This window comes from Pseudomonas sp. ABFPK (genome assembly GCF_001586765.1).
Taxonomy (GTDB): Bacteria; Pseudomonadota; Gammaproteobacteria; order Pseudomonadales; family Pseudomonadaceae; genus Aquipseudomonas; species Aquipseudomonas asiatica.
Genome location: NZ_LQXW01000004.1, coordinates 158600 through 172002 on the forward strand (window position 1 = coordinate 158600; position 13403 = coordinate 172002).

At 59.7% G+C, this 13403-nt stretch carries 30 protein-coding genes; 11 read left to right on the forward strand and 19 right to left on the reverse strand.

Annotated elements, in window-relative coordinates; genetic code table 11:
- Positions 1-92: 92 nt before the first annotated feature.
- From WM94_RS04595 to WM94_RS04670, 18 genes are all read right to left on the reverse strand, one after another.
- Positions 93-782, reverse strand: a complete 690-nt coding sequence (locus WM94_RS04595) for a hypothetical protein (protein WP_061550562.1) — start codon at positions 780-782, stop codon at positions 93-95.
- Positions 779-925 carry a hypothetical protein gene (locus tag WM94_RS30390; RefSeq protein ID WP_177342349.1) on the reverse strand — a complete coding sequence of 49 codons (147 nt, stop codon included), beginning with the start codon at positions 923-925 and terminating at the stop codon, positions 779-781. The genes WM94_RS04595 and WM94_RS30390 overlap by 4 nt, the downstream gene beginning before the upstream one ends.
- The gene (locus WM94_RS04600) at positions 922-1527 is read right to left on the reverse strand and encodes a recombination protein NinG (protein WP_061550563.1); all 606 of its coding nucleotides are present in this window, start codon (positions 1525-1527) and stop codon (positions 922-924) included. Before WM94_RS04600 ends, WM94_RS30390 begins: the two co-directional genes overlap by 4 nt.
- Positions 1527-1775 (reverse strand): hypothetical protein, encoded by a 249-nt coding sequence (locus tag WM94_RS04605; RefSeq protein ID WP_039615284.1) that lies wholly within the window; start codon positions 1773-1775, stop codon positions 1527-1529. Before WM94_RS04605 ends, WM94_RS04600 begins: the two co-directional genes overlap by 1 nt.
- On the reverse strand, positions 1772-2242 hold the full coding sequence (locus tag WM94_RS04610) for a hypothetical protein (protein WP_061550564.1): 471 nt from the start codon (positions 2240-2242) through the stop codon (positions 1772-1774). The genes WM94_RS04605 and WM94_RS04610 overlap by 4 nt, the downstream gene beginning before the upstream one ends.
- A complete protein-coding gene (locus WM94_RS04615) occupies positions 2239-2712 on the reverse strand; it encodes a hypothetical protein (RefSeq protein ID WP_061550565.1) in 474 nt (157 codons plus the stop codon). The genes WM94_RS04610 and WM94_RS04615 overlap by 4 nt, the downstream gene beginning before the upstream one ends.
- Positions 2709-2990 carry a hypothetical protein gene (locus WM94_RS04620; protein ID WP_060498320.1) on the reverse strand — a complete coding sequence of 94 codons (282 nt, stop codon included), beginning with the start codon at positions 2988-2990 and terminating at the stop codon, positions 2709-2711. Before WM94_RS04620 ends, WM94_RS04615 begins: the two co-directional genes overlap by 4 nt.
- Positions 2990-3349, reverse strand: coding sequence for a hypothetical protein (locus tag WM94_RS04625; RefSeq protein ID WP_061550566.1), 360 nt, complete (start codon positions 3347-3349; stop codon positions 2990-2992). The genes WM94_RS04620 and WM94_RS04625 overlap by 1 nt, the downstream gene beginning before the upstream one ends.
- Positions 3349-3558, reverse strand: a complete 210-nt coding sequence (locus WM94_RS04630) for a hypothetical protein (protein ID WP_054881785.1) — start codon at positions 3556-3558, stop codon at positions 3349-3351. Before WM94_RS04630 ends, WM94_RS04625 begins: the two co-directional genes overlap by 1 nt.
- On the reverse strand, positions 3558-3749 hold the full coding sequence (locus WM94_RS04635) for a hypothetical protein (protein WP_061550567.1): 192 nt from the start codon (positions 3747-3749) through the stop codon (positions 3558-3560). Before WM94_RS04635 ends, WM94_RS04630 begins: the two co-directional genes overlap by 1 nt.
- Positions 3746-3907, reverse strand: a complete 162-nt coding sequence (locus WM94_RS30030; RefSeq protein ID WP_156342104.1) for a hypothetical protein — start codon at positions 3905-3907, stop codon at positions 3746-3748. The genes WM94_RS04635 and WM94_RS30030 overlap by 4 nt, the downstream gene beginning before the upstream one ends.
- Entirely contained in the window at positions 3907-4713 is an 807-nt protein-coding gene (locus WM94_RS04640; RefSeq protein WP_061550568.1) for an ATP-binding protein, read from the reverse strand. Before WM94_RS04640 ends, WM94_RS30030 begins: the two co-directional genes overlap by 1 nt.
- Positions 4703-5512 (reverse strand): hypothetical protein, encoded by an 810-nt coding sequence (locus tag WM94_RS04645; protein WP_371264015.1) that lies wholly within the window; start codon positions 5510-5512, stop codon positions 4703-4705. The genes WM94_RS04640 and WM94_RS04645 overlap by 11 nt, the downstream gene beginning before the upstream one ends.
- On the reverse strand, positions 5509-5877 hold the full coding sequence (locus WM94_RS04650; protein WP_150060268.1) for a hypothetical protein: 369 nt from the start codon (positions 5875-5877) through the stop codon (positions 5509-5511). The genes WM94_RS04645 and WM94_RS04650 overlap by 4 nt, the downstream gene beginning before the upstream one ends.
- Positions 5874-6686 (reverse strand): Rha family transcriptional regulator, encoded by an 813-nt coding sequence (locus tag WM94_RS04655; RefSeq protein WP_177342350.1) that lies wholly within the window; start codon positions 6684-6686, stop codon positions 5874-5876. The genes WM94_RS04650 and WM94_RS04655 overlap by 4 nt, the downstream gene beginning before the upstream one ends.
- Positions 6687-6778: 92 nt before the next feature.
- Positions 6779-6958, reverse strand: coding sequence for a hypothetical protein (locus tag WM94_RS04660; protein ID WP_044047010.1), 180 nt, complete (start codon positions 6956-6958; stop codon positions 6779-6781).
- 18 nt (positions 6959-6976) lie between these two features.
- On the reverse strand, positions 6977-7165 hold the full coding sequence (locus tag WM94_RS04665; protein WP_013972395.1) for a hypothetical protein: 189 nt from the start codon (positions 7163-7165) through the stop codon (positions 6977-6979).
- A 65-nt stretch (positions 7166-7230) separates the two neighbouring features.
- Positions 7231-7407 (reverse strand): Cro/CI family transcriptional regulator, encoded by a 177-nt coding sequence (locus tag WM94_RS04670; protein ID WP_013972394.1) that lies wholly within the window; start codon positions 7405-7407, stop codon positions 7231-7233.
- 87 nt (positions 7408-7494) lie between these two features.
- Between WM94_RS04670 and WM94_RS04675 the strand changes: the two genes are divergently transcribed.
- The 6 genes from WM94_RS04675 to WM94_RS04700 all read left to right on the forward strand — a co-directional run bounded on the left by WM94_RS04675 (position 7495) and on the right by WM94_RS04700 (position 10774).
- Positions 7495-8349, forward strand: a complete 855-nt coding sequence (locus WM94_RS04675; protein ID WP_047595586.1) for an XRE family transcriptional regulator — start codon at positions 7495-7497, stop codon at positions 8347-8349.
- Between the two features lie 2 nt (positions 8350-8351).
- Positions 8352-8606 carry a hypothetical protein gene (locus WM94_RS04680; protein ID WP_038409498.1) on the forward strand — a complete coding sequence of 85 codons (255 nt, stop codon included), beginning with the start codon at positions 8352-8354 and terminating at the stop codon, positions 8604-8606.
- A gap of 187 nt (positions 8607-8793) precedes the next feature.
- Positions 8794-9123 (forward strand): hypothetical protein, encoded by a 330-nt coding sequence (locus WM94_RS04685; protein WP_061550572.1) that lies wholly within the window; start codon positions 8794-8796, stop codon positions 9121-9123.
- 13 nt (positions 9124-9136) lie between these two features.
- On the forward strand, positions 9137-9829 hold the full coding sequence (locus WM94_RS04690) for a hypothetical protein (RefSeq protein ID WP_061550573.1): 693 nt from the start codon (positions 9137-9139) through the stop codon (positions 9827-9829).
- An 89-nt stretch (positions 9830-9918) separates the two neighbouring features.
- Positions 9919-10140, forward strand: coding sequence for a hypothetical protein (locus WM94_RS04695; RefSeq protein ID WP_061550574.1), 222 nt, complete (start codon positions 9919-9921; stop codon positions 10138-10140).
- 127 nt (positions 10141-10267) lie between these two features.
- Entirely contained in the window at positions 10268-10774 is a 507-nt protein-coding gene (locus tag WM94_RS04700; protein ID WP_061550575.1) for a hypothetical protein, read from the forward strand.
- 51 nt (positions 10775-10825) lie between these two features.
- On the opposite strand, the gene WM94_RS04705 is transcribed toward WM94_RS04700, so the two are convergent.
- A complete protein-coding gene (locus tag WM94_RS04705) occupies positions 10826-11143 on the reverse strand; it encodes a DUF1654 domain-containing protein (protein WP_061550576.1) in 318 nt (105 codons plus the stop codon).
- 727 nt (positions 11144-11870) lie between these two features.
- Between WM94_RS04705 and WM94_RS04710 the strand changes: the two genes are divergently transcribed.
- The 5 genes from WM94_RS04710 to WM94_RS30680 all read left to right on the forward strand — a co-directional run bounded on the left by WM94_RS04710 (position 11871) and on the right by WM94_RS30680 (position 13403).
- A complete protein-coding gene (locus tag WM94_RS04710; RefSeq protein ID WP_061550577.1) occupies positions 11871-12095 on the forward strand; it encodes a hypothetical protein in 225 nt (74 codons plus the stop codon).
- A gap of 335 nt (positions 12096-12430) precedes the next feature.
- The gene (locus WM94_RS04715) at positions 12431-12766 is read left to right on the forward strand and encodes a hypothetical protein (RefSeq protein ID WP_156485947.1); all 336 of its coding nucleotides are present in this window, start codon (positions 12431-12433) and stop codon (positions 12764-12766) included.
- Positions 12763-12996, forward strand: a complete 234-nt coding sequence (locus WM94_RS31055) for a DUF551 domain-containing protein (RefSeq protein WP_177342352.1) — start codon at positions 12763-12765, stop codon at positions 12994-12996. The genes WM94_RS04715 and WM94_RS31055 overlap by 4 nt, the downstream gene beginning before the upstream one ends.
- Positions 12997-13016: 20 nt before the next feature.
- Positions 13017-13265 (forward strand): hypothetical protein, encoded by a 249-nt coding sequence (locus WM94_RS04720; RefSeq protein ID WP_044047008.1) that lies wholly within the window; start codon positions 13017-13019, stop codon positions 13263-13265.
- Positions 13266-13277: 12 nt separating this feature from the next.
- Positions 13278-13403 (forward strand): hypothetical protein, encoded by a 126-nt coding sequence (locus WM94_RS30680; RefSeq protein WP_256206997.1) that lies wholly within the window; start codon positions 13278-13280, stop codon positions 13401-13403.

Below are 13403 nucleotides of genomic sequence, written 5' to 3' on the forward strand. Positions count from 1 at the left end.
ACCCGGCTCTTTGGCCGGGTTTCTTTTCGTCACTCCTCAACACGCGCAGGAATGACAGGATGCAAGAATTTTGTTGCACCGTTGCACGGATGTCAAGCGGCATCTGCCATCAAAACGCCTTCTTCCTGAAGTATCTTGCCAGACGCGACCAGAGCCTCTGCCACCATATCGTCCAGCACCTTCTCGATTCCCTTCTTCCAGCGCCAGTACGTGGTCCGGTTCAGGCCCTGCCCGTCCCAGGTGTTGATGTCGTAGAACTCGGCAGGCAGAACGATCATGTCTGTGGAGCGCTTCACGTACTGCTCGCGGCGAGCCTGGCCGGCGTCCTCCGGCATTACACCGCCAGCGAGGTGCTTGCCCACGCCAGCGGTGAGCGAATCGAACTCTGCGCGCTCGCGCGCTGCCCGGCTGGCCACCTCATGCCCCGACTGGGCTTGCGCGCCCTTCACCGGCGGAATGGCCCAGGCGGTGACCGCCTTGTACCGGAACAGGTTCGGCGCCTGGGTCGCAATCAGCGGTACCAGCTTGCCGATCGCATCCACCTTCTTGGCCTTGTGGGTCGAGAACCTGGCCGTCAGCGCATTCCAGTGCCGTGGGATCAGCTTGCTGTGCAGGCGGGCGTGTACCCAGCAGTCCACCAGCATCGCCGCATCCTTTCCGGTGATCTCCCCCTTCAGCTTCGAGGCCTGGACCTTCGGCTCGAAGTCGCCGCCGCCAACGCCGCTCATGGTCTCTGCCGCGAGGGCACGCACTACCGCTGCCAAAACGCTCTGATACTTCATTGCTTGCCCCCTGCCCGCTTGGCCTTGCTCAAAATGAATTCTTCGTAGTACCGCTTGCGGCGCACCGCCCCAGCCCAGGACAACGCCACACCACCCACCACCATGAGGGTGGCCAAAATCAGGAATCCCCGTGCTGGTGTCATGCTGCCGCCCTCCTCAGGTCTTTGAGCTTCTGCCTGTACAGGGCCTTGATGGCCTGCAGGTCTTCGATGGTCAGGCGCTGGGGCTTATGAGGCCCTTCGAGGAACTCCACTGCTTCGGCACCGATGCGCTTCACCAGTCGGATGCGGTACTCGACCGCGTTCCCCGACAGGTTCCGGTTGCACTTAACGCACTGGCGGTGGACGTTCAGCGGCTCGAAGCGCAGCTCCGGGCAGGCGCCAACCGACCGGTAATGTCCGGCGTCCCAGCGACTGCCAGTGATGAGGTCGTGGTCGCTTGGCAGCGAGTCGCAGCTGATGCACGGCAGGCCGGCGTCACGCTCGCGGATGTATGCGTTGAACGCGACCTGCGCCTCGGCCATGTGCTCGCGGCGGGTCTTCAGCTTCTCCCGGCGCTCCTGCAGGTCCTGACGGGCCTGCCTGGTGATGGCCTTCGCCGCGATCTTCTGCAGCTTCGGGTCCTTGGCCATGGCCTTGGCGCAGGCGATGCTGCATACCTTCTGCGTGGTCATGGACGGTTTGAAGTACTTGCCGCAACCTGGCGCCTTGCACTTTTTCGGCTTGATCTCCTTGATCTCAGTCATCAGCGATCCTCCCGCTTCTGCCGCTGGTAGAAGCTCGTGACTACCTCGGCCAGGAACCGGCAGCCCATCTCACTAAGCCCGCTGGCAAAGTCCGCCGCGGCACCGGCACGCCCGGCGTACTCTTGATCCAGTCGCTGAGCCACTGCGGAACAGAAGGAGCCAATATCCTCGGCGTCCATCTCTTTCACGACCTTCTCGGCCGAGAGGAACACTGTGGTTTGCGTTGTGATTCCAAGTCCGTCGCTCATGCCGCCTCCTCGCTCAGCAGATCACTGAACACCACACCCTGCGGGGCGAACTCGGCCACGATACGGTCCGTGTACTGGCAGCCCTGGGCCCGATCGAACAGCCGGGTCACAGGGAAGCCATCCGGCCCGAACATGGCGCACGGCCCCATCAGTCGCAGCTTCACCTCATACGGCAGGTGGATGAACGACTCCGCCCAACCGGAGCGGAACTCATCGCAGCCGGCCCGCATGATCGGCACGCCGAAGTGCAGCTTGCAGTGCCGGCGAACATCCTCGATGTCGCCCATCTCTGTGCTTTTGGCGATACGGTCGTACATGGCGAACCACAGCGCGTTTTGATCCAGAGTGCGGTCCTTGCCCGGGCGCATGGTGACCACGACGAACTTCTTGTCCCGGAACATGCGGGTGAGCATGGTCACGGCCTCGGACAGCTTGGCCTGGCTGTTGACGCTGATCTTCTCTGTCATGCCGCCTCTCCCTTGCCCAGCTTGAATGCGTAACGCTCCAGCAGGTATGCGCGGTCAACAAATGCGTCAATGACGAAGCCGTTCAGCTTTACCTCACTGACTGCCCCCTCTCGAACAGCTGCCACGTAGTACTTGCAGCCAGGCCGCCCCATGGCCGGGTCGTGCACAACCATCATTCCGTCGAGGCATTCGACGATGATCTGGTGCATGCCACCCTCCCAGTTCAGTGAAGGCACGCCGACCAAGTAAGCGCCATCGCGGTCAAACGCGGGCAAGTCAGCAGTGTCGAAGGACTCGAATGGAATCGCCTGCTGTTCCAGCGCCTCACGGGTGCTCATATCCCCGGCGAAGTAGCGCTCGTGCAGCTGAGCAACCACTACGCCAGCTGGCTCGGCTTTGATCATCGCCAGGCAGGTCGAGAAACAGGTGTTGTGCGTCGGCTGGGTTTGATGAGAGATCAGGTAGCTCATGGCGCCACCTTCAGGCCTTGAGCCTTGATTGCGGCGACAACCTGCGAAGCGAACATTTCTGGCGCTTCATCTCCTTCAAACTCGTAGTGAGGCTTTGGCAGCTCAACCACAACTGTTTCGCGGGAGGCCTGCCACACCTCCCACCGATCCTGGATTTTGTCGAGACCGTAGGTGTTCGACCCCGCGTCGTAAATGAGCCACATTGGGTCGGTCTGCGGGCCCTGGGGAGCATCACACTCCCACTGCTCGAACTGCTCGCGCATCTTGTTGGTGCCCATCAGTGCTTCTCCTGCATGGCTTTGCCGATCTTTGCGGCGGCTACAGTGATTGCTCGCCGAAGCGATCCAGACCTTCCACGCTCATCAACCCATCCGATAATCTCGCCAATCCCGAACCGGCAGGCCTGAACAAACTTCTGCCCAGGGAACCATTCGATGCTTATGCAGAGATCCGCAGCGAGGCGCAGCGCATCGCCGTCGTTTTCAAGAGGGCTCCAAGGCTCGAACCCGGATGGGTTGCCGGGCTCCACCTCAATCCCGAAGGTCGGACCGTAAGCCAGGCTGTCGTCATACCAGCGCACAACGTAGCCAGCAGCCTTTGCGGCCAGTTCCAGCATTTCTCGATCTGTCATGGTCATCACTTGCGCCCCTCAATCCGGTTCAGCACCCAGGTGACCGGGATCGCCGCAAGCAGCACCACTGGCGTGATGTAGATCCCGAAGCGCACAGGCTTTGGCAGGTCCAGCGATATGGCGAACTCGCACCACAGATAGGCCATTACGGAACCCAGAACGATCACCGACGGAGCCAGGACGATCATCAGCACCGCTTTCAGATAGGTGCGCATCACACCCCCTCCCCGGCCGGCTGCCCGGCGCGCTCAAACTCAACGTGATACCCGCGCTTCTGGCTGCCATCAGCCATCACGACGCGGCGGTCAGCACCCTTGGTCATGCGGACGATCTCCCGGCCTTCCACGACCTGGGCGAAGCCCTGGCTCTTGAGCTGGGCGACTGTGATTTCTTGTGCAGGGGTCATTTGCACTCCTCCAGCGCCGCTTCCAGTCCGCGCTGCTCGCCAACGATCCGCACGCAGACCAGGGCAAAGGTTCGGCCCATATCCGTTGCGAACCAGTAGCCAGCCAGAAGAGCCGAGACCATGGCCGCCGCCCAGATGAACTCCTTGAGAGCGCGCATCAGATAGCCTCCTTGCCACGGTGCGATTCCCACTCGAACGGCACGACGATCATTCCGCCCTCGCGCAACCGGTCCACGCAGCGCTCGCCCATGGCCACCGGCAGCTGCTCGGGGCCAAGGTTCGAGATCACCACCGTGGGCTTCACCTGCTCGTACCGGCCGTTGATGATCGCGAACAGGGTCGTCAGCTCGAAGTCGCTCGGCTGCTCCTTGCTCACACCCACCTCGTCCAGCACCAACAGTGACGGCTCGATCAGGCTGGCCAGAATGCTCGCCTCGGTCGCCTCGCTGGAGCGGTCGTAGGTGGCGCGGATGGCCTGCAGGATCGAACCTACCGTGCGGTACACGGCCGAATGCGAGGTGGTGCGCATCAGGTCGTTGGCCATGCCCGCGCCCAGGTGGGTCTTGCCGGTGCCAGGCTTGCCCAGCAGCACCATGCAGCGCCCGTTCTCGGCGATCTGGTCGAAGGTCTTCACATAGTAGCGGCAGAAGCGCAGGGCCTCAGCCTGGCCCTTGTGCTCGGCCTTGTAGTTCGCCAGCGAGCGATCAGCGAACCGCTTCGGGATCAGCGAGTCGCCCAGCTTGCGGGAGATCGCCAGGCGCACGTTCAGGGCCTGCTCGGCCTCTGCGCGGGCTTCGCGCTCCTCCTTGGCGATTCGGGCGCACTCAGGGCAGTGGCTTCGCAGTGCCTTGCCCAGCAGCATGGTGACCTTCTGCTCGAAGGCGCCGTGCTTCTCGCACTCGGCTGGCTGGATGCGATCAACAAGGGATGACTGGTTGATCGGGGTGACTTTCTCAGAGCGCATAGCTGCCGTCCTCCCGCTTCTTCAGGCCTGCCGTGTAGTCGCGCTCAGCAAAGCCGTGGTGACGGCTGGTGGGCAGGTGGTGCACGTTGTCAGCAGGAAGCTCGACCTCATCCTCCCAGCGTTTCCCGTTGAGCCAGGTGGCCGCGTGCGGGATGAACTGGCCGTTGTCCTTGATCCAGCCTGGCAACTGGCGATGCCTGGCCAAGGCGGTGACGATGGTTTCGAACAGGTCGGCGGTCAGCTTGAGCTTTGCCCATGCCTTCTCGGCTTTGTCCTTCCCGACCTTGCGCGGATACAGCTTCCAGAACCGCGCGAACAGCTCGGCGGAATCCACCGGCGCGGGCGACGGGTTGAGGGAATCAGGAATCAGGAATCCGGAATCAAGAGAGAGGGAATCAGCCGGGAAAGAACTGTGCGAGTCTGGTGCTTGCACGGTGCTTTCCTCATGCTTTCCCCGGCGGGCCTCTACTACGGGCATTTCAGGGATGGTGCTCTTGGCTTCCTTGACGTGTGGGTTCTGGTGCTTCGACCAGTTGATTACCTGAATGGCCTTCACATCGCCCACGGTGTAGCGCTTGATGAACCCCAAATGATCCAGGTCATCGAGCATGCGATCGATGTCGACATTGTCAGCCGGGAACAGGGCCATTTTCAGGCGGCGCGGGCGATCTTCCAGGCGCCCTTCCCTGTCAGCTTCGGTCCAGAGGCCGATAAACAGGAGGCGAGTGGCAAAGTCCAGCTCTGCCAGGTGCTCATTCGAGAAGAACCCTGGCTTGATGTTTCTTGAACGGGCCATCATTGGGCCTCCTTGGTGTTCATTGCGGCATCCCAGTACGACTCGAAGGCATCCTTCAGCCGACCGCTCAGCTCCAAGGCGGCTTCGTGATGAGCCTCGGAAACGCAAGCGTCGACATCCTCGATCTCGTCCTGTAAATAACCTTCGACGTAGGCCTTGGCCTTGTCGCGAAGCTCGCGCAGAGCCAGAAGCTCTCGGTAGAAACCAGCCGGAATGCGCGCCTTCTGCAGCCACTCGTTCTCGGCCTTGAGCTGGTCGAAGTCCACGAGCAGCGCCTGCGCCCTGGCATGGAATTGCGCCCGGCTGAGGCTGCTGGCCATGGCCAGGTCTAGCGGCATGCCGATGACGCCTCGGGTTATTTCGCTCATGCTGCACCCCGCACGGCCTTGTCGTGGGTGTGCAGGCCGTCCCAGTTCTTCTTCATGGGCAGCTCGCCCGCCAGGTACAGCTCGTACAGGCGCACGGCGCCCTTGCGCAGAAGGATGGGCGTGTAGCTGATGAACGCCTCTTTGCCGTGCGGAGTGATCTCCTGCTGGTGCTCGGTCATGTACTTGTCGCGGGCGTAGGAGGCCACGCGGTAGCGGGTACCGGACTTGCTCTCGTTGTAAAGCCAGTTACGACGCTCAAGGAAATGGCCAACCTGCATCACGTTGACCCCATTGAGGCCCTTGCAGAACTGGACGTGGCTCATGCCTTCCTTGAACAGGCTCTCCAGGTGGTCGATCTTCTTGGCCTGGTCCTGGACTTCGACGGTCAGCAGCAAGCGCGCTTGTTCGGCAGCCTGCTTCTGCTCGACCTGGTCGGCCCAGGCTCGCGCGGCAGCGGCCGGATTGGTGAAGTCGGGCAGCGCTACGGCTACCTGGCCTTCCAATTCCTGCCACCGGTCGATGACCTTGGCCCGGTGTTCGTCGCTGTAGCCAGCCACAACCAGGTGGGTGTCACGCTCAATCAGGTCGTAGACATCGACTGGACGGCCGCCAGTAGCCTCGCGGCGGCTTTTACGACTTGATCGTAAAAGGTTTTTGGCGAAGAGCCGCTCGATGGTGGCGACCACATCGTTGTGGCGAGCCTCCACAAGCTCGGCGATCTCGCGCGAAGTCATGGTCCGCGCCACGAAATCGTGGTTCTCATTTTGTGGCGCGGGCCGGATGAGGGCCTGTACACTTTGGGTCTGCATATGCATAATTCCATTCAGAGTTTTGTGTTGCAGAGAGCCGGGCCGCTATCCCGGCTTTTTTGTGCCCGCAATTCGGGCTTATCAGGGCCTGTTCAGGCCTTTCGATGAAACGGGGTCACGACTCCTCGCGGGTTGCGAGGCTTGGTTCGGTTGGCCAGTTCTCGACGGATCAGCTCAGCTGCCAGCGCCTCAGGGCTTACGCCCCTTCTCATCGCCTCTTTCTCCAGCTGCTCCATCTGCCCCTGGTCCAATCCGATTTCTTCAATCGGCATGGGGCCTCCTACGGGCCTTCAGGCCACGTTCTGATCGCCGGTATTCTCCGAAGCCAGGGCGGCCAATTGAGCTTCGAGCAGCTCACGGCAGAGCACAGCGCGCTGGGTGCGGTGAAACTTGGCCAGCGCCTGAATCAGTTCGAACGTGTCCTCATCGACCCGGACCTTGATCTCACGGTCGTGCAGGTGCTTGGGGTTGGCGTACATGCGGGCACTGCTCCTTGCGGCTATTGAAGTTTCTGAAGGCGTTTGTGTGGATCGGAGCGGCATGACTAAGCGGCTTGAGTTTTTTGCTCAGCCTTAAGCGCTCCCTGGGTGATCCGCTCGATTTGGTACTGGCGAAGCTCAGGCACTCCATCCCACTGGCGCACAGCCTCGTAGGTGACGCTGAGGGCTTTCGCCAGCGCCGAAACGGAGCCGAAATGCTGGATTGCTTGTGTCTTGGTCATGGCGACCTCCTTTACTTACCCGATATTCAAGCATGCTTGTGATTCCAAGGCAAGCATGCTTGTCAAGCTTCCTTGTAGATTGCTCGCATGAAAATCACTGACCGAATCTCAAAACTCGTCCTGACACGAAAGCCTGCGGTAGGTGCTCGTGGGCTTAAGCGTGATATCGCTACCTCCTGCGGCATCAGTTATGAGGCTGTACGCCAGTGGTTTGCCGGAGATACAGGCAACATCAAGAACGAGAACCTGGTGCAGCTCGCGGACAAGTACGACACGACCGTCGATTGGCTGCTTTCTGGCAAAGGCGAGCCACCGCGAAGAGGTGATGCGTCTATACATGGGAAATCCCAAGTAAACAGCGGCGCCGCTGAAAAGGTCATGGAGATGATCCGCAAGCACGCAGGGAAAAGCCTTGACGCGGAAGCACAGGAAAAGATCGCTGCGGCAGCGCTGACGGCGGCAGGCGAGGCTCAGGGGAAAGTGATTCAGGCCGACTTCTCGGGATTGAAGGCAAAACCAGAAGAAATCGTGATCCGTCAATACGACGTGCGCGCCTCAATGGGTCATGGCCAGGTGCCAAGTGACTACAACGAGGTGATCCGCAACCTGATCATTCGCGAGGATGTGCTCCGCGAAAAAGGCGTGACGTACACCTCTCCTCATTCGCTGGCGATGATTACCGGTTGGGGCCAGTCCATGGAGGGGACGATCAACGACAAGGATCCGGTTATCGTTGATCGTGGAGTCAATGAATTTGTTGGTGACGGAATCTACGTCATAACGTGGCAAGAAATGCTGTACATCAAGCGCCTACAAATTCATGACGCAGAGCACTTCGACATGATCTCTGATCACGAAAAGCACAAGGATCGAGTGGTCCCCATTGACGATGTAACCATTCATGCCAAGGTTCTTTTGATCTGGAACGCCAGGAAGGCCTAGCCATGCCCCTAACCAAGCCCAACCAAGAACTCCGCCGCGACCTTCAAGGCCTTGCATCTGACCTCAAGTGGTCAGCCGTCGAGCTGAAACGGATTGCTGAGCGCATCAGCCTGTCCGGGAATGACCCAGATGCTCAAGCCGTACTGAGGATGTGCCGGTCCTTTCAGGACGCCGAGGAACGGCTTGCCGGATATGCAGAGGAAACCCACCTGGGGCTAATTGTCCGGGTAAAGACACCTTGCGAGGTGCCAGAGTGAGGATCCGCCGGGCTGGGGAGGATCGGTTGGTGGGGTATGGGGATGAGGTTAAGGCGGGACTTATCCTCAGAGAGCAAGCGTAATCGCAGGACTGGATGCTGCTGGTGTGGAATGCACATTTAGTATCAGTTTGTAGGGCTACTCATGTGGAAAATCACGCAACTGCGAAAATTAGGGGAGTAAATAAATGCTAACTAACGGTGCAAAACTGCTACACGTTCCAGCCGAGAATTTCATATCGGAGATGGTTGATCAGTTCAACGTGGCCGGAACCGGTGGTGATCAGCCAGGATCGCAACGGATTATTCTGATAGTCGGTCGTAACGAGATCAACATCACCGAGGAGACCTTGGTGGAAATAGCGCCAGGAACTCTGCAGACGCAGACGCTGCCAGAATCGCTGGTGATGACTCGCAAGGTTTTTGCCAATTTCACCATGACCCTAGAATCTGCTCAGGGTCTGGTGGTCGCCCTGCAACAGGGTATCGCTCAAGCCGAGAGCATGAAGGGAAAGTAGGGCAATTTTCCTGATGAGCATTCAACCGATTGAAGCAGCATCGTCTATACCCAATCGACATTATGCGCCCCAGAGCAATGCACTGCTGCATGCAGGGTTTGTGATAGCCTCTCCGGCATCCGGCGAGATCAAGGCGGTCATGCCAGAGCTAGGCCTATACTCGAATATCAGATTCGAGGACATGCGCCCTATCGTAGCCAAGCCAGCGATTGCAGCAGAGCAACCAATTCCGGAGCAGAGTGACGTGGATCGTGAAGAACTCAAAGCGCACCTGGAGAATCAGGACTTGCGCGTTGACGCCAGACTCAAGAGCTTTGAGCAGACCGTAAAGGACGCCATGGGCGAAATTCGTCTTGAGATGTCCAACCTCGGCGGTGATCTCAAAGCCGTTGAACGAGACCTTAGCCATCTGAAGGACGTTAAGGCGTCTGTTAGGAACTCTTCGCTCGCAATCGTCACAGCCATTATCGGTAGTGCGATAGCCATCTATTTTGGGGTACAGAGCAGCAACTCAGCGCTCGTCTCGAGCACCATCTCGGGCTTCGGTGTGGGCAAGGACATGGCAACCGCGCAGTCCCAAATCGCACAGCAAACTAAGGACACCCAGGAAATCCTCAGGCAAGTGCAAGAGCAGCAGCGAAAGCTTCAGGAAGCCTTAGATAGCCAGGCGAAGGCTGTTCCTACGAACGCCCAGGGTAACAAGTGAGGATCCTGCTCCGCGGGCAGGATAGGAAGCCCGCCTCGGCGGGCTTTTTGTTGCCTGCTATCCTGTCGTGATCTTTGGAGGATCCAGCCATGGTCACCGACAAACTCACCCTGTCGTTGCTCTCCCGACTAGCTGACGCGCAGCTGGCTCTGGCCACGAATATGAGAGGGATCACCCCTACGGCTCAACGATACCCTGAGCAGTCTTTGCAGCAAATCGCCCAGGCTTTGGACGCAGTCGAAGCAGCCGTGGTGGAGATAGGGATGTTCAACCATGCCAGCGACACAAGTCCGTTTATCAAGTTACACTGACGTTGCCAAGCGCCGGGATCTCCGTCTCTTGCGGTCGGCATCAGCCCGCCTCGGCGGGCTTTTTCACGCCTGCGTGATGGCTCATTGCCAGAGTGGTAGGATGGCTGCTTTCCTCAAGGAGAGAGTCATGCGCATCACCCTAGCCGCCTTTCTGGTTTCTGCCTCCGTTCTAGCCGGCTGCGCACCTGTTCAGTCGCCATCCTCTGGATACGCCACAGCTCCAACCAAGAAGGAGCCGCACGTCTTCAAGCCGCGACCGTACACCTACGACAAGGATTCGCCCGAGGCCACCAACTTCGCCAGCCAGCTCGACATGCCTGCGTTTCAGTGCGACCTGGAGGCAATGCTTGGGCGGGATGCCGTCCGATACGGCTTAAGAGACCTGCAGGCTGAGTACACCGGCTCCTTCATGGAGTGCGTTAAGTTCGCACACGCCCAGGGCAATGAGGCCGTGGCCAGACTGAAAAGCGCCAAGGTGCCTGCCAAGCAACTTGAGCTGAGCAAGGACCTGTACGCTAAATGGTCCGCATACCTATCCTCGATGAGCCCCTACCGTATGCCTGATCACCGAGCGAAGGCGGACTACCAGGCTGCCAAGCAGGCCTTGGCGACTGAGGTGAAGTTCTCAAAGTAACCTTCCTCAAGGCTCATATAGGCCCGCATAGCGCGGGCTTTTTTGTGCTCGTCAGAAAGGCGCCTCTTCTTCGACCAGATCAACCTCCGCCTCTTCCAATACTAGGTCCTCGTCAGTCGGCTTCTCCCACTCAATCAATACATCCCCGTCATCCTGGAATGTCAGACAAACCCCGTCTGTTTCGCCAAGCGCCTCCATTACCTCATGCCAAGCCTCATCCGTGTCGGTGTCCAGTCGGTGAACCAATGCAGAGCACCGCTCTTGCGCCCTTGGCGAATTGATCATCGCTGATATCCGCAGTCCAAGCCGCTCTGCGCCTGTCATTTGGCGAACCTCTGGTTTTGCCGATTTCTTCGATTTCCCTGTCATGCCCATCTCATTTATTGTTACTGGATATTTGTACAGTATATAAATTTTTCACAAGCTTGCTTGCATTCGAAGTGCAAGCATGCTTTTATAAATGCAAGCCGACTTGCATAGGGAAACACAAGCGAAGTTGGTCAGGGCCTCAAAAGACCCGCCGCTCTTTCACATTGATGGGAACCTCGCGGATCGATCCCGGCAACGGCACAGCGCGAGCAACAAATTCGATCCCCATGCCAGCTCTGGAACTGGCCAGCTCGATATCAGGCGGAACGTCAGCACGGCAGGAACATTGGCCGGGCCACGGAAAGCGGATGGAGGGTTGCGCTGCAAACGCTCCCTGCCGGGATGCCCTTAGAACGGGCGTCGGTACCTGGCACAGCGCGAGCAGCGATTAACCAAGAGGAGGAACCTGCCCATGAAGTAGATAGACCAGCCGGAACGCGGACCGGCAACCCACGACGGACTGCCCCACCCAACGGGCCACAGAGCTGCAGTCGGCAGTCGTGTAGCGAACACCTTACCCAACGACCACCCCGCCGAGGCCGATCGACGCGAGGTGATAGGGAAGCTCAAGGCCAACCGAACTGAGAGCAGGGCCGTCGGCGGCTGAGCTCGAACGACCACCACTGACGCAATACCCCGGCCTGTCGCCAGTAGCGAGGCCGGGATTTCACCAGGTGCCATTCAGAGAGTGGCATCCGGGAAATCAACCGCCCTGGAGGGCAACGAGATGCGCAACATAAACCAGTTCCGCAAGCCAGGCGAAACCACAGAGCAGTTCCGCTCCCGTCGCGCTCGCGGCGTCTGCGTGAATATTCAAGGCTGGATTCAAGAGCAGCGCGAGCTGTTCGGCCTTTCGAAGGGTTACGCGGATCGCCCGACCATTCGTGCGCAGTGGGACAAATATCGAGCCCAGTACTTCGATCGCTTGGCTCTTGCGAAACCGCTTCCTTAGACAACCAACGCCCCGTCAGCACTGACGTTAACTGCCCGATGCCCTGCTCCCCATCGCAGGCTGCACCGGAGTGCAAGTTCGCAGGAGGCATCTGTGCGCGGGGTCAGAAGTCGAGGGAGTAGCTGCCCGCGCCTACCTGACCGTGGTCTGCCTGATCACCAGGCCGAGAAAGTCCGACGCAGATAGCGGTTCGATTCCGCTGAGCTTGCACCCCGATGCATCCCACATCCACTTCCCTTCACATACGACCGCATTGGCAGGCGCCAGGCCACCTTTCACGGTGGGTTTGGTCACCCGCGCCTGGCTCCTGGCCAATGCGGTCCAGAGGACAATCCATGTACCAGCCACCAGAACCATCTGGCGTAGGCCGATGCCTGCGCTGCGCAAGCTACATCGAAGAATCCGAGCAGGTCGGCGGCATTTGCTACGAGTGCCAGCCTACCGCGCAGGGCAAGCAGCCAGCGTTTCCAGTCCAGGCCAGCGACTACGGCGGTCACGGAACCTGCTTTGGCCTGACCATCCGCGATTACTTCGCGGCCAAGGCGCTGCAGGGACTCATATCAACCGCAGGAGCTCCATGCCTGCTGGGCGTGGGTGGTTGCGAGAACGAAACCGCCAGCACGGCCTACAAGCTGGCCGACGCCATGCTCGCCGCCCGGGTGAAGCCATGAGCGCCTGGATCAAGTGCAGCGACAGGCTGCCGGAGGTTGGGACCAGGGTTCTTGCTTGGAACGAACGATACGGTGCTCGCGAGTCGCTTTATCGCGAGCATGGCAAAGGCTCGATTGCGCACGCACACGGATATCCGCCGTACTTCTCGTGGGAAGAGCCGCAAAGCAGTTGGGCTTCAAGCTGGAAGCCCACCCACTGGCAGCCCCTCCCTTCCCCACCCACCGAGTAACCCACCACCTGGAGGCGACTATGGCCGTCACAGTCGAGACTGCTGCCGTCTTCCGTGGCGGCGGTCGTCGCTGGTTCACGCTGCGCGCCGCATGCGCAGCAGAAGCGCGGGCGCTGCTCAACAAGCACTGTGATTGCGACTACTGCGATCACGAAGGCTATGGCAGAGAGCACCTCTACTGCCGCCTTCACCACCCCGACCGATACCCGCGAATCATGCAGCGCCTGACCAAAGGCCTCATGCGGCGCTATCGAGCATCCCAACCGTAACTGGAGGCGACCATGGCCGAGCACAGCAAGGAATACCAGAAAGGCTACGACGCCCGCCAAGACGGCGAGCCAATGAATCACAGCAAGTCCAGCGACTGGCAGTGTGGCTGGTGGGCTGCTGAACACGAAATCGGATAA